General features: G+C 68.4%; 17 protein-coding genes and 1 pseudogene. 17 read left to right on the top strand and 1 reads right to left on the bottom strand.

Annotated elements, in window-relative coordinates; genetic code table 11:
* The first annotated feature begins 157 nt into the window (after positions 1-157).
* From AC5WJ1_RS07840 to AC5WJ1_RS07800, 9 genes are all read left to right on the top strand, one after another.
* Positions 158-1192 carry an ABC transporter substrate-binding protein gene (locus tag AC5WJ1_RS07840; RefSeq protein ID WP_494476499.1) on the top strand — a complete coding sequence of 345 codons (1035 nt, stop codon included), beginning with the start codon at positions 158-160 and terminating at the stop codon, positions 1190-1192.
* Between the two features lie 54 nt (positions 1193-1246).
* On the top strand, positions 1247-2314 hold the full coding sequence (locus tag AC5WJ1_RS07835) for an ABC transporter ATP-binding protein (protein ID WP_494476498.1): 1068 nt from the start codon (positions 1247-1249) through the stop codon (positions 2312-2314).
* Positions 2315-2432: 118 nt separating this feature from the next.
* Positions 2433-3230: an ABC transporter permease gene (locus AC5WJ1_RS07830; RefSeq protein ID WP_494476533.1), complete on the top strand. Its 798-nt coding sequence runs from the start codon at positions 2433-2435 to the stop codon at positions 3228-3230.
* A gap of 12 nt (positions 3231-3242) precedes the next feature.
* Positions 3243-4037, top strand: coding sequence for an ABC transporter permease (locus tag AC5WJ1_RS07825; RefSeq protein WP_494476497.1), 795 nt, complete (start codon positions 3243-3245; stop codon positions 4035-4037).
* A 12-nt stretch (positions 4038-4049) separates the two neighbouring features.
* On the top strand, positions 4050-5186 hold the full coding sequence (locus AC5WJ1_RS07820) for an NAD(P)/FAD-dependent oxidoreductase (RefSeq protein ID WP_494476496.1): 1137 nt from the start codon (positions 4050-4052) through the stop codon (positions 5184-5186).
* A complete protein-coding gene (locus AC5WJ1_RS07815) occupies positions 5176-5556 on the top strand; it encodes a (2Fe-2S)-binding protein (protein ID WP_494476495.1) in 381 nt (126 codons plus the stop codon). Before AC5WJ1_RS07820 ends, AC5WJ1_RS07815 begins: the two co-directional genes overlap by 11 nt.
* Positions 5549-6928, top strand: a complete 1380-nt coding sequence (locus AC5WJ1_RS07810) for an FAD/NAD(P)-dependent oxidoreductase (protein ID WP_494476494.1) — start codon at positions 5549-5551, stop codon at positions 6926-6928. The genes AC5WJ1_RS07815 and AC5WJ1_RS07810 overlap by 8 nt, the downstream gene beginning before the upstream one ends.
* Positions 6918-8126: an NAD(P)/FAD-dependent oxidoreductase gene (locus AC5WJ1_RS07805; RefSeq protein ID WP_494476493.1), complete on the top strand. Its 1209-nt coding sequence runs from the start codon at positions 6918-6920 to the stop codon at positions 8124-8126. Before AC5WJ1_RS07810 ends, AC5WJ1_RS07805 begins: the two co-directional genes overlap by 11 nt.
* Positions 8123-8476 (top strand): RidA family protein, encoded by a 354-nt coding sequence (locus AC5WJ1_RS07800; protein ID WP_494476492.1) that lies wholly within the window; start codon positions 8123-8125, stop codon positions 8474-8476. Before AC5WJ1_RS07805 ends, AC5WJ1_RS07800 begins: the two co-directional genes overlap by 4 nt.
* A 488-nt stretch (positions 8477-8964) precedes the next feature.
* Here AC5WJ1_RS07800 and AC5WJ1_RS07795 read toward each other — a convergent pair whose 3' ends face one another.
* Complete coding sequence (locus AC5WJ1_RS07795; RefSeq protein ID WP_133098285.1) at positions 8965-9867, bottom strand: LysR family transcriptional regulator; 903 nt, start codon at positions 9865-9867, stop codon at positions 8965-8967.
* Between the two features lie 263 nt (positions 9868-10130).
* Between AC5WJ1_RS07795 and AC5WJ1_RS07790 the strand changes: the two genes are divergently transcribed.
* From AC5WJ1_RS07790 to AC5WJ1_RS07755, 8 genes and pseudogenes are all read left to right on the top strand, one after another.
* Complete coding sequence (locus AC5WJ1_RS07790) at positions 10131-13163, top strand: xanthine dehydrogenase family protein molybdopterin-binding subunit (protein ID WP_494476491.1); 3033 nt, start codon at positions 10131-10133, stop codon at positions 13161-13163.
* The gene (locus AC5WJ1_RS07785; protein WP_133098283.1) at positions 13160-13975 is read left to right on the top strand and encodes an FAD binding domain-containing protein; all 816 of its coding nucleotides are present in this window, start codon (positions 13160-13162) and stop codon (positions 13973-13975) included. The genes AC5WJ1_RS07790 and AC5WJ1_RS07785 overlap by 4 nt, the downstream gene beginning before the upstream one ends.
* Positions 13972-14544: a (2Fe-2S)-binding protein gene (locus AC5WJ1_RS07780; protein ID WP_135705196.1), complete on the top strand. Its 573-nt coding sequence runs from the start codon at positions 13972-13974 to the stop codon at positions 14542-14544. The genes AC5WJ1_RS07785 and AC5WJ1_RS07780 overlap by 4 nt, the downstream gene beginning before the upstream one ends.
* Positions 14537-16090, top strand: a complete 1554-nt coding sequence (locus AC5WJ1_RS07775) for an AMP-binding protein (protein ID WP_195432265.1) — start codon at positions 14537-14539, stop codon at positions 16088-16090. Before AC5WJ1_RS07780 ends, AC5WJ1_RS07775 begins: the two co-directional genes overlap by 8 nt.
* Before the next feature lie 4 nt (positions 16091-16094).
* A pseudogene (locus AC5WJ1_RS07770) lies at positions 16095-16909 on the top strand (enoyl-CoA hydratase/isomerase family protein).
* Between the two features lie 118 nt (positions 16910-17027).
* Positions 17028-18389: an MFS transporter gene (locus AC5WJ1_RS07765; RefSeq protein ID WP_494476490.1), complete on the top strand. Its 1362-nt coding sequence runs from the start codon at positions 17028-17030 to the stop codon at positions 18387-18389.
* Between the two features lie 338 nt (positions 18390-18727).
* Positions 18728-19045: a hypothetical protein gene (locus AC5WJ1_RS07760; RefSeq protein WP_195432261.1), complete on the top strand. Its 318-nt coding sequence runs from the start codon at positions 18728-18730 to the stop codon at positions 19043-19045.
* Between the two features lie 191 nt (positions 19046-19236).
* Positions 19237-20346: an alkene reductase gene (locus AC5WJ1_RS07755; protein ID WP_195432318.1), complete on the top strand. Its 1110-nt coding sequence runs from the start codon at positions 19237-19239 to the stop codon at positions 20344-20346.
* Positions 20347-20368: the final 22 nt, after the last annotated feature.

Raw genomic sequence — 20368 nt, 5'->3', positions numbered from 1 at the left:
GTGCCAAAAAAAAGAATTTTTCACGGCCGCTCCATCCTCCTAATCTATCCCAACGCCGCATAGTTCCTGAGCATTGTCGTTATGGTGCAGGGATAACCCTAATGCATGGATGTGGTGATCGACTTGCATTTTATTGGTGCATACCACGGAGGAAAGCATGAAGCATCAAGTTCTGGCCGCGGCAGTGTTCGCGTTGTGCAGTGCCTCAGCCGCAATGGCCCAGCAGCCGACCCTTTACGTGGGTTCGTACGGCGGCTCCACCGAAAAGGCGTTCAAGGAAAAGATCATTCCCGCCTTCGAAGCCAGGCAAAAGGTCAAGGTGGTCTACGTGGCCGGCAACTCCACCGATACCCTGGCCAAGCTGCAGGCGCAGAAGGCCAAGCAGGAACTCGACGTGGTGCTGCTGGACGACGGCCCGATGTACCAGGCTGTGCAGTTCGGCTTCTGCGATGCCATCAAGGATGCGCCGATCTACAAGGACCTCTACCCGATCGCGAAAATCGGCGGCAACAACGCCACCGGCATCGGCGTGGTGGCAACCGGCCTGGTCTACAACACCGAAGCGTTCAGGAAGGCGGGCCTGCCGAAGCCCGATTCCTGGGAAGCGCTGACCGACAAGAAATTCCGCCAGAAGGTCGCCATCCCGCCGATCAGCAACACCTATGGGCTGCAGACCCTGATGGTGTTCGCCAAGCTGCGCAAGGGCAGCGACCAGAACATCGACCCCGGTTTCAGCGCGCTGGCCAGGGAGGTCGGCCCCAATGTGCTGGCATGGGAGCCGTCGCCGGGCAAGATGACCGAGCTGTTCCAGAACGGCGATGTCACGCTGGCCGTGTGGGGCAGCGGACGCGCGCAAAGCCTGAAGGACACCGGCTTCCCGGTGGAATTCGTCTATCCGAAGGAAGGCGCCCCGGCGCTGCTGACCGCCGCGTGTCCGGTGGTGCAGAGCGATGTGCCCGAAGCCTCCCAGGCCTTCGTGCAATACCTGCTCACGCCGGAGGTGCAGGCCATCCTGGCGGACAGCCAGGGCTGGGGGCCGGTCAATGGCAAGGCCAGGCTCGAGCCGAAGGTGGCCGCCAAGGTGCCGTATGGCCAGGCGCAGGTCGACAAGCTGCTGCCCACCAACTGGACCCTGGTCAACGATAAGCGCGCCGAGTGGACCAACCGCTGGAACCGGACGGTGGAACGCTAGTCCGGCCATCCTCCCGCCCCTCGACACCGTCCACATGACCGCCCCCGCATAACCATGAGCTTCCTTACACTGAGCGGCCTCGCGAAATCCTTTGGCAGCTTTCATGCCGTCGAAGACCTGAGCCTCGAAGTCCGGCGCGGCGAATTCCTGTCGCTGCTGGGCCCGTCCGGCTGCGGCAAGACCACCACGCTGCAGATGATTGCCGGCTTTGTCGACCCCACGCGCGGGCGCATCGTGCTCGACGGGCGCGATATCACCGCGCTGCGCCCCGAAAAGCGCGGCATGGGCGTGGTATTCCAGAGCTACGCGCTGTTCCCGCACATGACCGTGGCCGGCAATATCGGCTTCGGGCTGGAAATGCGCGGCGTGGCGGCGGCGGAGCGCGCCCGCAGGATCGACGAGGCGCTCGAGCTGGTGCGCCTGGGCGGCCTCGGCAAGCGCTTTCCGAAAGAGCTGTCGGGCGGCCAGCGCCAGCGCGTGGCCATTGCCCGGGCGCTGGCGATCCGTCCCGAGGTGCTGCTGCTCGACGAACCGATGTCGAACCTCGACGCCAAGCTGCGCGAGGACATGCACATCGAGCTGCGCGCGATCCAGCGCCACCTCGGCATCACCACCATCCTGGTCACGCACGACCAGGTCGAGGCGATGACGATGAGCGACCGCATCGCGGTGATGCATGGCGGGCGCATCGTCCAGCTTGCCACCCCGTTCGAGGCCTATGAGCGCCCGCAGTCGGCGTTCGCGTCGGGATTCCTGGGCAAGACCAACAGTATCCCGGGCGTGGTCGAACAGACCAATCCGCGTTGCTGCGAAGTGCGCCTGGGCGAAACGCTCGCGCACGTGCCGCATGAAGGCCGCCAGGTCGGGCGCGACGTGAACGTCTACGTCCGCCCCGAGAAGATCCGGCTCGGCCGGGCCGGCGACGGCGGCATTCCCGGCACGGTGCAGGCACGCCTGTTCCTCGGCAACCACTGGATGCTCGAGGTCGACAGCGCGCTGGGCCGGCTGCGCGTCAGCCAGCCCAACCTTGGCGAGGCGCCACCCGCGGAAGGCGCCGCGGTCAGCGTGCTCTGGCAAGACCAGGACCTGCGCGTGCTGGCATCGGAGTCGAAGCATGGCTGATACCGCAACCCCCAACCTGGCCGGCGCGCCCGTGTCGGCGCCACGCCCGGCCGGCCAGCCGTTCGCCGGGGCCGCACCGTGGCTGCTGTGCGGCCCCGCCCTGCTGCTGTTCTGCGCGATGCTGCTGGTCCCGCTGGCGCTCACGGCGCTGCTGTCGTTCCACGCCTTCGACGGCACGCGCGGCGTGCTGCCGGAGATGACGGCCGCCAACTACCTGGAAATCCTCGGCGACAGCTACTACCACGAGATCTTCCTGCGCACGGCGGGCATGGCACTGGCGGTGACGGTGCTGTCCATCGTGTTCGGCGTGCCCGAGACCATCATCCTGTCGCGCATGCGCAGCCCGTGGCGCGGGCTGTTCCTGATCGTCATCCTGGGTCCGCTGCTGATCTCGGTGGTGGTGCGCACGCTGGGCTGGGCCATCCTGATGGGCAACAACGGGCTGATCAATGAGGCACTGCAATGGCTGGGCATTGTCGACGCGCCGCTGAAGCTCGTCTTCACGCAGACCGGCGTCATCGTCGCGCTGACCCACGTGATGATGCCGTTCATGGTCATCTCGGTATGGGCGTCGCTGCAAAAGCTCGACCCGCAGGTGGAACAGGCCGGCCAGGCGTTCGGTGCCTCGCCGTTCACGGTGTTCCGCCGCGTGGTGCTGCCGCAGATCCTGCCCGGCATCCTGTCGGGCAGCATCATCGTCTTCGCGCTGTCGGCATCGGCCTTTGCCACGCCAGCCATCCTCGGTGGCCGCCGGCTCAAGGTGGTGGCCACCGCCGCCTACGACGAATTCCTGAACACGCTGAACTGGCCGCTGGGCGCATCGATCGCGGTGCTGCTGCTGGTGGCCAACGTGATCGTCATCGTCGGCTGCAACCGGCTGGTGGAGCGCCGCTTCCGCCAGGTCTTCGAAGCATAAGGAGCTGACGCCATGCGCAAGAATGGTCCGCTTTCCCTGCTGTTCCACGCCCTGTTCATCGTCTTCATGGTGGCGCCGCTGCTGGTGGTGGTGGCCGTGTCCTTCACCGGCAAGGGCTATATCTCGATGCCCACCGACGGGCTCTCGCTGCGCTGGTTCCGCGCCATTGCCGATGCGCACGAGATCGTCGACGCCTTCTGGCTATCGCTGACGCTCGGCCTGTCCAGCGCCACCATCGCGGTGGCGCTGGCGGTGCCCGCCGCGCTGGCGCTGGTGCGCCATCGCTTTCCCGGCCGCGGCGCGCTGATGGCCTTCTTCCTGTCGCCGCTGATGATCCCGCACGTGGTGCTGGGCGTGGCCTTCCTGCGCTTCTTTACCACGCTGGGCGCGACCGGCTCGTTCTTCTGGCTGGCGCTCACGCACGTGGTGGTGGTCATGCCCTACGCGCTGCGGCTGGTGCTGGCTGCCGCCACCGGCCTGGACCGCGACGCCGAGCGCGCGGCCCTCTCGCTCGGTGCCAGCCGCTTCACGGCATTCCGCCGCGTGGTGCTGCCGCTGATCCTGCCCGGCGTGGTGGGCGGCTGGATGCTCGCCTTTATCCAGAGCTTCGACGAGCTGACCATGACCGTGTTCGTGGCCACGCCCGGCACCACCACACTGCCGGTGGCGATGTACAACCAGATCGCGCAGACCATCGATCCGCTGGTGGCTTCGGTATCCACGGTGCTGATCGTCGGCACGCTCGTGCTGATGGTGCTGCTGGACCGCATTGTCGGCCTGGACCGCGTGCTGATCGGCAAGAACTGAACCCCGACTGACATGACAACATCCGATCTCATCGTGATTGGCGGCGGCCTGGTTGGCACTGCCATCGCCTACGGCGCGGCCAGGCAAGGCGCGCGCGTCACCGTGCTCGACGAGGGCGACGATGCCCTGCGCGCCTCGCGCGGCAATTTCGGCCTGGTCTGGGTCCAGGGCAAGGGCTTCGGCATGGCGCCCTACGCGCGCTGGACGCTGGGCTCGGCACGCCTGTGGCCGCAGCTGCGCGACGCGCTGCGCGACGAAACGGGCATCGACGTTTGCCTCAGGCAGCCCGGTGGCTTCCACCTGTGCTTTTCCGAAGAGGAGATCCAAGAGCGCCGGCAACGCCTGCAGGGCATCCAGGACGCGCTCGACGGCGACTATCCGTTCGAGATGCTCGGGCACCGCGAGGTGGCGCAGCTGTTGCCCGGCGTCGGGCCGGCCGTGGCCGGTGCCAGCTATACGCCGATGGACGGGCACACCAATCCGCTCAAGCTGCTGCGCGCGCTGCATGCCGCCTGCCAGGCGCGCGGCGTCCGCATCGTCGGCCGGCATGGCGCGCAATCGATCACGCCCCAGGCGGGCGGCTTCACCGTCCATGCGGGCGAAGGCGGCAAGGCGCGCTTTGCCGCGCCACGCGTCGTGCTGGCCGCCGGCCTCGGCAACCGCATGCTTGCGGCGCAGGTTGGCCTGCATGCGCCGGTGGCGCCGAACCGCGGCCAGGTCCTGATCGGCGAACGCGCGACGCCCTTCCTCGATTTCCCGACCACCTACGTGCGCCAGACCGACGAAGGCACGATCCAGCTGGGCGACTCGATGGAAGACGTCGGCTTCGACGATGGCACCACCGCCGACGTGCTCGCCCAGATTGCCCGGCGCGGCGTGCGCAGCTTCCCCGCGCTGGCCGGCCTCAAGCTGGTGCGGGCCTGGGGCGCGCTGCGCGTGATGAGCCCGGACGGCTTTCCGATCTACCAGGAGAGCGCGGCCTGTCCGGGCGCCTTTGTCACCACGTGCCATAGCGGCGTCACGCTGGCCGCCGCGCATGCGCTGCGGGTGGCGCCCTGGGTGGCGGGCGGCGAGCGCCCGCAAGGTATCGACGTATTTGCCGGCGACCGCTTCCTGAACTCCAACCAGACCTTCCACCATGCCCACTGATCGCTTGTTCAAACAGATGGCCGCGCCTGCCGGCAACACCGGCAGCAGCGCCGGCGCCGATACGGTCGCCATCGAATTCAACGGCGCGCCGCTGCGGGTGCCGGCCGGGTGCAGCGTTGCCGCGGCGCTGCTGGCCAGCGGCGTGACCCGCTTCCGCAATTCGCCGGTCAGCGGCGAGCCGCGCGCACCGTACTGCATGATGGGCGTCTGCTTCGAGTGCCTGATGGAGATCGACGGGCAACCGAGCCGCCAAAGCTGCCTGGTGACCGTCAGCGAAGGCATGCGTGTGCGCACCCAGGATGGCGCGCGCACCCTGCCTCTGCCTCCCGCCGTGCCGGCTGCCCGTGCCCCGGAGGTGGAACATGGCTGACATCGACGTGGACATCGCCATCGTCGGCGCCGGCCCGGCCGGCATGGCGGCTGCGGTGGCCGCCGCCGCCACCGGCGCGCGCGTGGCCCTGCTCGATGAGCAGGAATCCTGTGGCGGCCAGATCTACCGCAGCATCCAGAGCGCCCCGCCGGAGCGCCTGCGTATCCTGGGCCCCGACTACGCGGCCGGCCGCGCGCTGGCAGACCGCTTTGCCGCCAGCGGCGCGCAGCACATTACCGGCGCAGCGGTGTGGCAGGTCACGCGCGAGCACACGGTGCATTACCTGCGCAACGGCAGCGTGGCCAGCCTGCAGGCCCGGCAGGTGATCCTGTGCACCGGCGCCATGGAACGCCCCTTCCCGATCCCGGGCTGGACACTGCCCGGCGTGCTGACCGCCGGCGCCGCGCAGATCCTGCTCAAGAGCGCCGATGTGGCGCCTGCCGAACCTGTGGTGCTGGCCGGCTGCGGCCCGCTGCTGTACCTGCTGGGCTGGCAATATGTGCGGGCCGGGGTGCCGATCCGCGCCATCGTCGATACCACCGATGGCGCCGACTACCAGCGCGCGCTGGCCCACCTCGGCGGCGCGCTGGCCGGCTGGCGCTACCTGAAAAAGGGCCTCGCGCTGATGCGCGCCCTGAAGCGCGGCGGCGTGCCGTTCTACAAAGGGGCGTCGGCCTTGTCGATCGAGGGCGACGACGCGGTGCGGGCCCTGCACTTCACCAGCCGCGGGCAGGCCCACCGCCTTGCCACCAGTGCGGTGCTGCTGCACCAGGGCGTGGTCCCCAACACCCAGTTCAGCTGGGCGCTGCGCGCGGTGCACCGCTGGGACGACACGCAGCTGTGCTGGCAGCCGGTGGTGGACGAATGGGGCACGCTCGACGTGCCCGGCATCTTCGTGGCGGGCGATGGCCGCGGCATTGGCGGCGCCGTGGCCGCCGCGCTGCAGGGCGAACTGGCCGGCCTGGCGGCCGCCCACAACGTGGGCAAGCTCGACGCCCCGCAACGGGACCGCCGGGCCGCGCCGCTGCGCACCGCGCTGCGCTCGCACCTGGGCATCCGGCCATTCCTCGACGCGCTGTACCGCCCCAAGCCGGCCAACCGGGTGCCGGCCGACGATGTGGTCGTATGCCGCTGCGAGGAAGTGACCGCCGGCGACATCCGCGGTTTCGTCGCGCTTGGCTGCAGCGGCCCAAACCAGGCCAAGTCTTTCGGGCGCTGCGGCATGGGGCCTTGCCAGGGGCGCCAATGCGGGCTGACGGTGACCGAGGTCATCGCCGACGCGCGTGACGTGCCGCCGCAGGAGGTGGGCTACTACCGCATCCGGCCCCCGATCAAGCCGGTCACGCTCGGAGAACTGGCCGGTGAAGCCTGATCGCGGTGCCGATGCCGACGTGATCGTTATCGGCGGCGGCTTGCATGGGACCTCGAGCGCGCTCCATCTCGCGCGCAAGGGGCTGCGCGTCACGCTGCTCGAAGCCGAGTATTGCGGCCGGCACGCGTCCGGCGTCAATGCCGGCGGCGTGCGCACCCTGGGCCGCCATGTTGCCGAGATTCCGCTGGCGCTGGCCTCGCGCGAGCTCTGGCATCGCCTTGGCGAACTCACCGGCGACGACGCCGGTTTCGTCCCCAGCGGCCAGCTGAAGGTGGCGGAAACCGAAGCCGAGCTCGACACGCTGCGCCAGCGCGTGGCCCGGCTGGAAGCCCTCGGCTTTACGCACGAAAGGCTTGTCGACGGACACGCGGTGCGGGAGCTGGTCCCGTCCATCGCGCCGCATGTCACCGGCGCCATCTGGGCGTGCCGCGACGGACACGCGTTGCCCTATCGTGCCGTCATGGCGTTCCGCCGGGCCGCGCAAGCGGCAGGGGTGGCGGTGCACGAAGCCACGCCGGCCGGCCGCCTGGAACATGCCGGCGGCCGCTGGCATGTGCATACGCCGCGGGGCGTGTTCCGCGCCGAACGCATGGTCAACACGGCAGGCGCCTGGGCCGGGGAATTCGCGGCACAGCTCGGCGAACCCGTGCCGGTCGAGGCCGGCGGACTGATGCTGATGATCACGCACCGCTTGGCCCCGTTCGTGAAGCCTGTGCTCGGCGCCACCGGGCGTGCGCTCTCGTTCAAGCAGTTCGACAACGGCACCGTGCTGATCGGCGGCGGCTTGCGCTGCCCTGCCGATGCGCAGGCGCGTCATGGCGAAGTCGACATGCTCAGGCTCGGCACCAGCGCGCAGACGGTGACGGCGCTGTTCCCGCACCTTGGCCCGCTTGGCATCAACCGCGCATGGGCCGGCATCGAGGCCTTCATGCCCGACCAGATTCCGGTCATCGGCCCCAGCCAGTCCGCCCCAGGCGTGGTGCATGCCTTTGGCTTCTCCGCGCACGGCTTCGAACTCGGCCCCATCGTCGGCCAGATCGTCGCCGAACTCATCACCGAACAACGCTCCACCCTGCCGGTCGATGCCTTTGCCATCGACCGCTTCGGCAAGCCCCGCAGTGCCATGGCCGGCGCACTACGGGAGCAGGTTCCAGCCGGCCGCTCCACCCTTCATTCTTCTTCGAGGTCATACGGATGAGCAATATCCAGCGCTTCCAGTCCACCAAACGTCTTTCCCGTCTCGTCGTGCACAGCGGCGTGGTCTACGTGGCCGGTGTCACGGCCAGCGACATCTCCGGGGATATCGGCGCCCAGACGCGCGATGTCCTGGAAAAGATCGAGGGCTACCTCGCCACCGTCGGCAGCGACAAGACCAGGCTGCTGTCCGCGCAGATCTGGCTCAAGGATATCGACAGGGACTTTGCCGGCATGAACGCCGCCTGGGAAGCCTGGATTCCCGAGGACGCCGTGCCGACGCGCGCAACCTGCGAGGCCAAGCTCGCACGTCCCGAATTGCTGGTGGAAATCATCGTGACGGCGGCGGTCTGACGCTGGGCGCTGCCCTGATTTGCCAGGTCTCTCGCGCATTCGCGCCCCAGGCCGTCGGGGCGGCCATGCCGCTCGACCAACTCAGGTAAATGTGGTGAAGAAAGAGATAGCCGGCGGAGCGTCGCGCTAGCGCTCCGTCCATCCCCAGGCACAAGCCGCACGTTTACGGGGCAAACCATGCACGCACGATTTCCGGATTTGCCTTCATCCAGTCGCGCGCGACAGCCGCCGGCGGCTTCCGGTCGACGACGATCTGCCGTTCCAGCTCCGTCACGACCGGAATCCCCAGCTGGATCGGGCTTGCCCAGCTTCAGCTGGTAGCCGGCGGCTTCAAGGCCGTAGCGCTGCATGATATCCGCGGATCCGACCATCAGGCCCGATCCCGGCCCCACGCCGACGACCGATAACGGTTGCGACAGCCGCACCGGCCGCTGCGTCAGTGCCCAGGCGATCACCCCACCGTTACGCCACCCCGTTATGCCACCCCGTTACGCCATCCCGGAAACCCGCCTGATTTCCTCCGCGACGATCGCGATCAACGCCTCGGCCGCCGTGCTCAGCGGCCGTTGCGGATGGCTCACGCAAACCAGATGCCGCACGATGCGCGGCGCAATGATGGTATGCATCCGCAGCCGTCCCTCTTCCACGGCGCGCAGCACCACGATGCGCGGCAGCACGGTGGCAAAGCGCGTCTCCTGCACGAACTGGACGATGGTGCCGAGGATGTCGATCTCGAACTTCGGCGCAAGGGTGACGTCCTGCGCCTGCGTCGCCGTGTCCAGCACCACGCGCAGGCCATGCCGCTTGGTCGGCAGCACCAGTTCCAGTCCCGGCAGCTTCGCCATCTCTACCGATTCCGGCAGTTCGGGGCCGTGTTCGACGCTGGTCACCAGCACCATTTCCTCGTCGTGCAGCGGCTGCACATGCAGCGCCGGCCGGCCGCGCTGGCGATGCACCACGGCCGCGTCAAGCTGGCCGGCGGAAACGAGATCGATCAGCGCGGCACTGAAGCCGTCCGCCACGGAAACCTCTACGTTTGGATAGCGCGCATTGAAGCGCGCCAGCGATCCCACCAGCACGCTCTCCGTCTCGGACGCCACCATGCCAAGCGTGATGCGGCCGGCCATCTGCTCCTCTCGCTGCATCATCTGCTGCCGCGCGCCGGCGATGTCGCGCACGATGGGCAGGAACAGGCGGTACATCATGCGACCCGCAGCAGTCGGCACCATGCCGTGCGGGATGCGGTCGAACAGCTTCTGCCCGAACTCCTCTTCCAGCCGCGCGATCTGCATGCTAAGCGCCGGCTGCACGATATTCAGGCGCTTGGCCGCGCGCGTGACGGAGCCGTCTTCGAACAGCGCGATGAAGTACTGGATTTGCTTAAGGTCCATGGGTTGGTATCAATGGGACTGTCATTCCGGCATCAATTCTAGTGATGAAGCCAGGGCGGCATGCGATACAGAAGACTCCGGCATTGGCCAGCTTGTTGCGCATCCCGCTTGTCTCCGGGAAGACCCTTATCAATCATCACAAATGATGGCTCGAATCAGAAATCAATATTAGATCTTATATCGAGATGTCACTAATCTCCGTTTGACGTTGCACGGCCCCATCGCCTTCCGGCGCGGTTCCGTCGCACGGAACGGAGTCGCAAATGAAAAGATTCGATGCTGGCGAAATGACCGGCACGGTGGAGACACAGCAGCCCCGGCCGGCGCCGCATGTCGGCCGCCCGATGCCGCGTGTCGAGGATGCCGCCATCCTGACCGGGCGAGGCCGGTACGCCGACGACCTCGGCGTCAGGCCCGGCACCCTGCACGCCGCCATCCTGCGCTCGCCGCACGCGCATGCCGAACTCGGCGCCATCGACTGCGCCGCCGCGTTGCATGCGCCGGGCGTGCGTGCCGTGCTGACGGGGGCCGACCTGCCTGCCTGGTCGAAGCCCTTCGTGGTGGGCGTGAAGGCGCCGATGGAGCAGTGGGCACTGGCCATGGAGCGCGTGCGCTATGTGGGCGAGCCGGTGGCCGTGGTGGTGGCCGAGAGCCGTGCCCTGGCGGAAGACGCGCTCGACCTCATGCGGGTGGAGTACCGCGTGTTGCCGCCGGTGGTGTCGATAGAGGCCGCCGTCGCCGACGACACGAGCGTGCTGCATCCCGGCCTCTGCAGCAACGTGGCCAGCGACCGCCATTTCCGCTATGGCGACCCCGAGGCCGCCTTTGCCGCCGCGCCGCACCGCGTGGCGCTGACCGCCCATTACCCGCGCAACACCTGCACGCCGATCGAGTGCGGCGTGGTGATTGCCGAGCACTTGCCGGGCAACGAGGGCTACCAGGTCACTTCCAACTTCATGGGGCCGTTCTCGCTGCACGCCGTGATGGCGATGGCGCTGCAGGTCCCGGCCAACCGCCTGCGCCATGTCGCGCCGCGTGACTCGGGCGGCAGCTTCGGCGTCAAGCAGGCGGTGTTCCCCTACGTGGTGCTGATGTGCCTCGCCTCGCGCAAGGCGGGCGCGCCGGTGAAGTGGGTGGAAGACCGGCTCGAGCACCTGAGCGCCGCCACGTCAGCTACCGCGCGGCTTTCCACCCTGGAAGCCGCGGTCGAGGCGGACGGCCGCATCGTCGCGCTCTCGTACGACCAGCTCGAGGATTGCGGCGGTTACCTGCGTGCGCCGGAGCCCGCCACCTTCTACCGCATGCATGGCCTGCTGACCGGTGCCTACTCGATCCCGAACCTGCTGGTGCGCAACCGCGTGGTGCTGACCAACAAAACGCCGACCGGCCTCGTGCGCGGTTTCGGCGGGCCGCAGGTGTACTTCGCGCTGGAGCGGCTGGTGCAGCGGATCGCGGTGGAGCTGGGCCTGGATCCGCTCGACGTCTACCGCCGCAACTTCGTGCCCGCCGATGCCTTTCCCTATCGCGCGGCAGCGGGCGCGCTGCTCGATTCCGGCAACTACCAGCTGGCGCTGTCGCGCGCGCTGGAAGCGGGCGACTACGGTGAACTCAAGCGCCGCCGCGACGCCGCGCGCGCCGAGGGCAGGCTGTACGGCATCGGCTTCGCGGCCATCGTCGAGCCCTCGGTATCGAACATGGGCTACATCACCACCGCCACGCCGGCCGCGGCACGCCGCAAGGCGGGCCCGAAGAACGGCGCCATCGCCAGCGCAACGGTCAGCGTGGACCTGCTCGGCGGCGTGGTGGTGACCATCGCGTCGACGCCGGCGGGACAGGGCCACATGACCGTGTCGGCGCAGGTCGTGGCCGACGTGCTCGGCATCGATCCGGCTGACGTCGTGGTCAACGTCGAATTCGACACGCACAAGGACGCGTGGTCCGTGGCCGCGGGCAACTACTCCAGCCGCTTCGCCGGCGCCGTCGCCGGCACCGTGCACCTGGCGGCCTCGCGCGTGCGCGACAAGCTGGCGCGCATTGTGGCCTCGCACCTGCACTGCGACCCGGCCGAACTGGTCTTCGCGGATGGCCGCATCGTACGCCGGGGCGCGCCCGATACCGCCCTGCCCTTTGCGCGCGCGGCCAGTAACGCGCCGCATTGGTCGCCGCAGCTGCTGCCGGCCGGCGAGGAGCCTGGCCTGCGCGAAACCGTGTTCTGGTCGCCCCCCAACCTCGACGCCCCGGACGAGCAGGACCGCGTCAACACATCCGCCTGCTACGGCTTTGCCTTCGACCTGTGCGGCGTGGAGATCGACCGCGCTACCGGCCGCGTGCGCATCGACCGCTACGTGACTGCGCACGACGCCGGCAAGCTGCTCAACCCGGCGCTGGCCGACGGCCAGATCCGCGGCGCCTTTGCGCAGGGGCTGGGCGCGGCGCTGATGGAGGAATTCCGCTACGGCCCCGACGGCAGCTTCCAGTCCGGCACGCTGGCGGACTACCTGATGCCGACTACGTGCGAGGTGCCCGACCCGCTCATCGTCCACCTGGAGACGCCGAGCCCGTTCACGCCGCTCGGCGCCAAGGGCCTCGGCGAGGGCAACAACATGAGCACGCCGCCATGCATCGCCAACGCGGTGGCCGATGCGCTGGGCGTGAGCGACATCCGCCTGCCGCTCACGCCCGCCAGGGTGATGGCGATGATCGGCTTCGACGACCCGCCGCCATCGCGTCCGGAACTGGCCGAGGCGGCAAGAGAGGCCTCGGCGAACAACAAGAGCGGCGGCAAGGGCGGCAAGGCCCTGAGCGCGCGCGGCACGGTCGACCTGGACGCCACGCCCGAGGCCGTCTTCGCCGTCCTGCTCGACCCGCAGGCGCTGGCCAAGGTCGTGCCGGGCTGCCACGCGCTCGTGCCCATCGGCGACAACCGGTACCGCGCCGACGTGACCGTGGGCGTGGGCATGATCAAGGCCCGCTACGAAGCCGAGATCGCGCTGTCAAACCTGGAGCCGCCGCACCGGCTGCGGCTCGCGGGCGCGGGCCTGTCGTCGCTCGGCAGTGCGCGCGGCGCGGGCCTGGTCGAACTGGCCCCGCACGGTGCCGGCACCCGTCTCACGTATGACTACGAGGCCGAGGTGTCCGGCAAGGTCGCCGCGGTCGGCGGCCGCATGCTCGAAGGCGCGGCCAAGGTGGTATTGCGCCAGCTGTTTGAATCGCTCGGCCGCCAGGCCGGGGGCAAGCCCGCGCGCAAGCCGGGCTGGATCGCGCGCCTGCTGGCGCTCGTTGGAGTCCGTCGATGAAACCTCCAGCCTTTGATTACCTGCGTGCCGAATCCGCGCAGCACGCGCTGGAAGCGCTGGCCCGTGCCGGCGAGGGTGCCCGCGTGCTGGCCGGCGGCCAGTCGCTGATGGCCGTGCTGAACATGCGCCTCGCGCAGCCGCAATTGCTGGTCGACATCTCGCGCACCCCTGACCTGGATACCGTGCGCGTGGAAGGCGGCCATCTGGTGGTGGGCGCTGCCGCCACGCAGGGCAGCGTGGAATGGCGCCCGTCATTGGCCGACGAGGTACCGCTGCTCGCGCTCGCCTTCCCGCATATCTCGCATTTCCAGATCCGCAACCGCGGCACCGTGTGCGGCTCCATCGCCCACGCCGACCCGAGCGCCGAGCTGCCGCTGGTGCTCACCGCGCTCGGCGGCGAGGTGGTGCTGCGCTCGCTGCGCCGCCGGCGCGTGCTGCCGGCCGCCGAGTTCTTCCGCGGCATGCTGATGACGGCGCGCGAGCCCGACGAGCTGGTGGAAGCGGTGCACTTCCCGCTGCGGCGGCCCGGCGCGCGCTATGGCTTTACGGAGTTCTCGGCCCGGCATGGCGACTTCGCGCTGGTGGCCTGCGCCGCCATCGTCACGGACGACGCCATTGCGCTGGCCGTGGGCGGGGTGGCCGACCGGCCGGTGCTGGAGACCTGGCCGCGCCTGCAAGGCGAGGCACTGGCCGAGGCAATCAACGATTTCAGCTGGAAGCTGGGCGCGCAGGACGACGCCCATGTCAGCGCGCAGTACCGCCGCCACCTGGTGCGGCAACTGGGCATGCGCGCAATCGAGGAGGCAAGATGAGCAAGACCGCTAATGGCGCACCTTCGGGTGCGCCCCCGGTGATGCGGCGCAATGAGCGCCAGCGCGTCACCCTGACCCTGAACGGCATCGAACGCAGCGCCTCGTGCGCGCCACGCGAGCTGCTGTCCGACTTCCTGCGCCATGAACTCGGCGCCACCGGCACCCACGTCGGCTGCGAGCACGGCGTCTGCGGCGCGTGCACGGTGCGGGTGGACGGCGTGGCCGCGCGTTCCTGCCTGATGCTGGCGGTGCAGGCCGATGGCCGCGCCATCGACACCGTCGAAGGACTCGCTCCGCGCGAAGGCCTGGGCGACCTGCAGGAAGCCTTCCGCCGCCACCATGCGCTGCAGTGCGGCTTCTGCACGGCGGGCATCCTGATGTCGTGCGCGGACTACCTGGAGCGGGTACCCGACCCGACCGAGGCGCAGGTGCGCGACATGCTGTCCGGCCACCTGTGCCGCTGCACGGGCTACACGCCGATCGTCGCCGCCGTCCTCGACGTGGCCGCCAGCCGCGCGCGCTCGCGCCGGATTGCGGCACCGGTTGCCAGGGAGCACTGCGATGCTTGATCTCGGCCGCACCTTCCTGCAAAGCGTGGAGCGCAGTCCCCACGCCCCCGCCATCGTCGACGGCGACCTGGTGCTGACCTACGAGCAATGGCTCGCGCGCATCCGCGGCGTGGCCGCCGGCTTGCTCGACCTGGGCCTGCGGCCGGGCGACCGCGTGCTCGCCATCCTGCAGAACCGCTGGGAGATGGCGACACTGCACTGGGCCTGCCAGTTCGCCGGCCTGGTCATCGTCCCGCTGAACTGGCGCGCCAAGCCGGACGAGCTGGATTACTGCGTGCGCGACGCCGGCGTGAAGGCGCTGGTGTTCGAGCCGGTCAGCGCCGACGCGGTGCTGGACAGCGCCGCCGCGCAGGAAGTCCCCTGCATCGCGCTGGACGGCGCGCCGGGCGGCTCGCTGTCGTTCGACACCCTGCTACGTGCCACGCCCCGCCGGGACAGCACGCAGGCCGAGGCCGGCGACGTCTCGCTCATGCTGTACACCTCCGGCACCACCGGCAAGCCGAAAGGTGTTCCACGCCGCCACCGGCAGGAACGTGCAGCCGCGCTGGCGCATGTTGCGCAGAACCTGTACCGGCGCGGCGAGCGGACGCTGGGAGTGATGCCGCTGTACCACACCATGGGCGTGCGGTCCCTGCTGGCCATGGCGCTGGTGGACGGCCTATTCGTCTGCGTGCGGCGCTGGAGCGCGTCGCAGGCGCTGCAGGCCATCACCGCCCATCGCGTCAGCTGCCTCTATCTCGTGCCCACGCTCTACCACGACCTGCTCGCCGAGCCGGGTTTCGACAGCAACGATGTGCGCACCGTCACCAAGCTCGGCTTCGCCGGCGCCGCCATGAACGATGGCCTGCTGACCCGGCTGGAGCAAGCGTTCCGCCCGGAGCTGTTCGTCAACCACTACGGCTCGTCCGAAGTCTACACCTTCAGCGTCGACCAGCAAGCGGCGCGCAAACCCGGCAGTGCGGGCCGCGCCGGCCTCAACACGCGGCTGCGCGTGGCGCGGCTTGACGCGGCCTCGCCCGACGAACTGGCCGCGCCCGGCGAGGAAGGCCAGATCATCGCCGACCTGCGCGGCGACGAGGCCTTCGAGGGCTACTGGAACCGCGACGACGCCAATGCCAAATCCCTGCGCGACGGCTGGTACTTCACCGGCGACATCGGCTACCTCGACGCTGACGGCGACCTGTTCGTCACCGGACGGGTCGACGACATGATCATCAGCGGCGGCGAGAACATCTCGCCCGCCGACATCGAATCGGTGCTGTCCCTGCACCCCGCCGTCGACGAGGTGGCGGTTGCCGGCGTGCCCGACGCCCGCTGGGGCCAGAAGGTGGTGGCCTTCGTCAAGCCGCGCGGCTGCGTTGACGCGGGCGCGCTCGACGACTACTGCCGCGGCTCCGACCTCGTCAACTTCAAACGCCCGCGCGACTACGTGTTTGTCGCCGACATCCCGAAATCGCCGGTCGGCAAGATCCTGCGCCGCAAGCTGTCCGCGGGCGAATACAGCGCGCTTTCCTCTCTTCCCCACAGCGACCCCATCAAGGAGTAACGACATGACCCAGGCCTTCGCACTGACCCATCCCGACCAACAGCGCCTGCAGGACCCCGACGGCTTTTCCGTGGAGATCGACCCGGCCCGCGAGCGTGCGGACATCATCCTGCACCGCCCGCCCTACAACGTGATCTCGATGGCAGCCCGCGACCAGTTGCGTGCTGTGTTCGAGGCGCTGGACGCCGATGACCGCGTGCGCGTCATCGTGCTGCGCGCGCAGGGCAAGCATTTCTCCAGCGGCGGCGACATCCGCGGCTTCCTGGAAGCGTCGCCGGAGCATGTGTCGAAGCTCGCGTGGAACGTGGCGGCGCCGGCGCGCTGCAGCAAGCCGGTGATCGCGGCCAACCAGGGCTACTGCTTCGGCGTGGGCTTCGAACTGTCGCTGGCGTGCGACTTCCGCATCGCCACCGCCACCACGGAATACGCGCTGCCCGAGCAGAAGCTTGGCCAGATTCCGGGATCCGGCGGCTCGGCGCGGCTGCAGAAGATGGTGGGCGTGGGCCGCACCAAGGACATCGTCATGCGCTCGCGCCGCATCCCGGGGCGCCAGGCGTACGAGTGGGGCATCGCCGTGGACTGCGTGGCTGACGCCGAGCTGGCAGCCGCCACCGACGCGCTGGTCGACGAGCTGCGCGCCTTCTCCCGCTGGCCCAGCGCACCGCCAAGAAGCTGCTCAACGACACCGAGGACGCACCGCTGTCGATCGCCATCGAACTCGAAGGGCACTGCTACAGCCGCCTGCGCAGCTCGGACGACTTCCGCGAGGGCGTGGAAGCGTTCCACGCGAAGCGCAATCCCGGTTTCCGCGGCAGCTGAGCGCGGGCGGGGCTGACCCGCCTGCCGCGCCGGAGATACGGACGCATACGGACCTATCGACGATGCCCCTGGCGGGCATCGCGGGGAGCCGTTCATTCGAAAATATATGGAGACAACGATGGAAGTGCTGGCAAATGACAAGGTGCCGACCAGCGGCGCACAGAGCGCGGCGCCCGTGGCCGCGAACAACCGGCAGGTGCTGGGCGCGGTGACGGCTTCGTGCATGGGATGGGCGCTCGACCTGTTCGACCTGTTTATCCTGCTGTTCGTGGCGCCGGTGATCGGCAAGCTGTTCTTTCCGTCCGAGCACGCGATGCTGTCGCTGGCGGCCGTGTACGCGTCATTCGCGGTGACGCTGCTGATGCGCCCGCTCGGCTCGGCCATCTTCGGCGCGTACGCGGACCGGCACGGGCGCAAGGGTGCCATGGTGGTGGCCGTCACCGGCGTCGGCCTGTCGACTGCGGCGTTCGGGCTGCTGCCGACGGTCGCCCAGGTCGGCCTCTTCGCGCCGGCGCTGTTCATCCTGCTGCGGCTGGTGCAGGGCGTGTTCGTCGGCGGCGTGGTCGCTTCGACGCATACCATAGGCACGGAATCGGTGCCGCCGTCGTGGCGCGGCGCGGTTTCCGGCCTGGTGGGCGGCGGCGGCGCGGGCATCGGCGCGCTGCTGGCGTCGATCACTTACATGGCAATGACGGCGCTGTTTCCCGGCGACGCCTTCGAGGTCTGGGGATGGCGCTGCATGTTCTTTGCCGGCATCGTCAGCTCGGTGCTGGGGCTGGTCATCTTCAACTCGCTGGAGGAGTCGCCGCTGTGGAAGCAGCTGCAGGCGGCAAAGGCCGCCAGCGGCCACGCCAAGCCGCAAGCGCATCCGCTGCGCACGCTGTTCTCGCGCGAGTATCGTGGCATCCTGCTGGTCAACATCCTGCTGACCGTGGGCGCGGGCAGCGCCTACTACCTGACTTCCGGCTACCTTCCCACTTTTCTGAAGGTCGTGGTCAAGGCATCCCCCGGCGAGTCCTCGGCCATCTTGATGCTGAGCAGCCTCGGTGTGATCGTCGCATCGGTGGCAGCGGGGCATTTCAGCACGCTGGTCGGCCGCAAGCGGGCCTTTCTGCTGATCGGCGCGCTCAGCCTGGTGCTGATGCCGCTGCTCTACCAGTGGATGCCGGCCGCGCCAACCGCCACCCTGCGCGGCGTCTACGCGGTGGCGCTCAGCATGCTCGGGTGCGCCGGCTTCGCGCCGATCCTCATCTTCCTGAACGAGCGGTTCCCCACCAGCATCCGCGCCTCCGGCACGGGCTTGTCGTGGAATATCGGCTTCGCCCTCGGCGGGATGATGCCGACGCTGGCCTCGCTTGCCGCCGGCACGCCCGCCGACCTGCCGGTGATCCTTGGTGTTTTCCTCGCGGCCGTCACGCTGGTCTATCTGGTGGGCGCTACGATCGTGCCGGAGACGCTGGGCCGTCTTGCCGAAAAGTAAGGGGCACTGCTGGGCTGCGGGGTGGCGGCCGGAGGCGCCGGCCCTTACCCCCGGCCCCTCTCCCGCGGGCGGGAGAGGGGAGCAAACCGGCCCGCAAGACCTGCAAGGTCTTAAGTTCGACGCATTCCGTCTTGGACAGGCATGCCGCCCCTACCTAGACTCCAGTCACCCCCGGGCAATGCCCGGGTTCTTAACAGTGAGACCCGGCAGTTTTTTTTGATCCGCTTATCTATCTACTCGTAGATAGCATCACTTAAAAGCTGCCATCTCGATGACAGACTGGCCCTGCGACCAAACCCAAAGGTTGCCCGGCCGATCGGACTAAACAGGAGAGCATCATGCAAGCAAAGACCATCCTCGCGGCCATCACATTGGCCGCGGCCCTGACTGCCGGCGTGGCCCACGCAGCCGCCCAGCCGGAAACCGCCGGCAACGCGTTCCGCGTGGACACGCCTCGTGACGCCTACACCGATGGCGCCCGCATCAGCAACCGGGACGGCTACACCGATGGCGCCAGGATCACCAATCGGGATGGCTACATTGCCACCCGCAAGGTCGACCCCTACCTGGACGGTGCGCGCGGCAACAGCCCGCGCGATCCCTATTCAGAAGGGGCTCGCGGCGCCAATGGGTCCGGTGAGCACTTATCGGCATAAGCGCCGAGTCATCGCGGGCACCTGTGCCTGGTCCGACGGGTCCTGACATTTGATATGAAATCAAAAGTATTTGACCCATACACGGCTTAATCAACAAATATAAACCGCGCAAACTGCGGTCCATCGACGAACTTACCGAGCGCGCCGCCACTACCCCGGTGGCCGCCCCCCTCCCTGATCAAGGTCCCAAAATGAGTCTCCTGTTTAAGCCCTTTACCATGGGCGAGCGCCAGCTCGCTAACCGGATCGCCATGGCGCCGCTGACCCGTTCCCGCAATCCGGACGGGGTTCCCAACGACCTCAACGCGCTCTACTACAGCCAGCGCGCCGACGCCGGCCTGATCGTGACCGAGGGCACGGTGATATCGCCCAGCGCCCAGGGCTTCCTGTTCAACCCTGGCCTGTACACACCACAACAGGTCGATGGCTGGCGCAAGGTCACTGACGCCGTCCACGCCAAGGGCGGCACGATCTTCACCCAGCTCTGGCATGTCGGCCGTGTGAGCCATGTTTCGATCCAGCCCGGCGGCATACAGCCGGTCAGTGCCACCGGCCAGTCTGCGAAGAACACCAAGGCCTGGGGTTACACCGCCGACGGCATGCCGGGTGCGGTCGATGTGTCCGCGCCCCGCGCACTGACGACCGGCGAGGTCTATGGCGTGATCGCCGATTTTGCCGAGGCCGCCGCCAATGCCATGGAGGCCGGCTTTGACGGCATCGAGTTGCACGGCGCCAATGGTTACCTGATCGAACAGTTCCTGAACCCGACGGTGAACGATCGCACCGATGAATTCCGCGGCGACACCGTGGAAAGCCGCACCCGTTTCGCCCTGGCAGCCATCGATGCGGTTGCGGCGCGAATCGGTGCGCAACGCACGGCCATTCGTTTGTCGCCCTATGGCGGCCTCGGCGACATGGCCGCCTACCCTGAGCTCGAGGAAACGTATCTCCATCTCGCCGATGAACTCTCTAAGCGGAATATCGCTTACGTCCACCTGATGGATCAGAGCACGCGCGGCAGTTCGGCCACGCCAGGTGACTTCCTTGCAAAGTTCCGCAGCCGATTCACAGGCGTGCTGATCCTTGCCGGAGGCATGACGCGCGCACGCGCCGAGGATCTCATCGCCGATGGCCTGATCGACATTGCGGCATTCGGCGAGCCGTTCATTGCCAACCCCGACCTGGTCGCACGCCTCGAGAACGACTGGCCCCTGGCCATGTCCGATCGCGCGCTCCACTATGGCGGCGGCGCCGAAGGCTACACCGACTATCCCGCCTACGATGGCAAGGCCGCAGCGTAAGGCACCTGCCAGGATCTGCCAC

This window comes from Cupriavidus sp. MEYA8 (assembly GCF_059278825.1).
Note: the sequence above shows the minus strand (reverse complement) of the source record. Positions and strands in the feature narration are given on the sequence as shown.

Excerpts from the sequence above, each read along its gene's own strand:
- AC5WJ1_RS07755 (WP_195432318.1), top strand. The coding sequence starts at position 19,237 with ATGAGTCTCCTGTTTAAGCCCTTTACCATGGGCGAGCGCCAGCTCGCT.
- AC5WJ1_RS07795 (WP_133098285.1), bottom strand. The coding sequence starts at position 9,867 with ATGGACCTTAAGCAAATCCAGTACTTCATCGCGCTGTTCGAAGACGGC.
- AC5WJ1_RS07760 (WP_195432261.1), top strand. The coding sequence starts at position 18,728 with ATGCAAGCAAAGACCATCCTCGCGGCCATCACATTGGCCGCGGCCCTG.
- AC5WJ1_RS07775 (WP_195432265.1), top strand. The coding sequence starts at position 14,537 with ATGCTTGATCTCGGCCGCACCTTCCTGCAAAGCGTGGAGCGCAGTCCC.
- AC5WJ1_RS07825 (WP_494476497.1), top strand. The coding sequence starts at position 3,243 with ATGCGCAAGAATGGTCCGCTTTCCCTGCTGTTCCACGCCCTGTTCATC.
- AC5WJ1_RS07785 (WP_133098283.1), top strand. The coding sequence starts at position 13,160 with ATGAAACCTCCAGCCTTTGATTACCTGCGTGCCGAATCCGCGCAGCAC.
- AC5WJ1_RS07800 (WP_494476492.1), top strand. The coding sequence starts at position 8,123 with ATGAGCAATATCCAGCGCTTCCAGTCCACCAAACGTCTTTCCCGTCTC.
- AC5WJ1_RS07780 (WP_135705196.1), top strand. The coding sequence starts at position 13,972 with ATGAGCAAGACCGCTAATGGCGCACCTTCGGGTGCGCCCCCGGTGATG.
- AC5WJ1_RS07790 (WP_494476491.1), top strand. The coding sequence starts at position 10,131 with ATGAAAAGATTCGATGCTGGCGAAATGACCGGCACGGTGGAGACACAG.
- AC5WJ1_RS07820 (WP_494476496.1), top strand. The coding sequence starts at position 4,050 with ATGACAACATCCGATCTCATCGTGATTGGCGGCGGCCTGGTTGGCACT.
- AC5WJ1_RS07835 (WP_494476498.1), top strand. The coding sequence starts at position 1,247 with ATGAGCTTCCTTACACTGAGCGGCCTCGCGAAATCCTTTGGCAGCTTT.
- AC5WJ1_RS07830 (WP_494476533.1), top strand. The coding sequence starts at position 2,433 with ATGCTGCTGGTCCCGCTGGCGCTCACGGCGCTGCTGTCGTTCCACGCC.
- AC5WJ1_RS07765 (WP_494476490.1), top strand. The coding sequence starts at position 17,028 with ATGGAAGTGCTGGCAAATGACAAGGTGCCGACCAGCGGCGCACAGAGC.
- AC5WJ1_RS07810 (WP_494476494.1), top strand. The coding sequence starts at position 5,549 with ATGGCTGACATCGACGTGGACATCGCCATCGTCGGCGCCGGCCCGGCC.
- AC5WJ1_RS07840 (WP_494476499.1), top strand. The coding sequence starts at position 158 with ATGAAGCATCAAGTTCTGGCCGCGGCAGTGTTCGCGTTGTGCAGTGCC.
- AC5WJ1_RS07815 (WP_494476495.1), top strand. The coding sequence starts at position 5,176 with ATGCCCACTGATCGCTTGTTCAAACAGATGGCCGCGCCTGCCGGCAAC.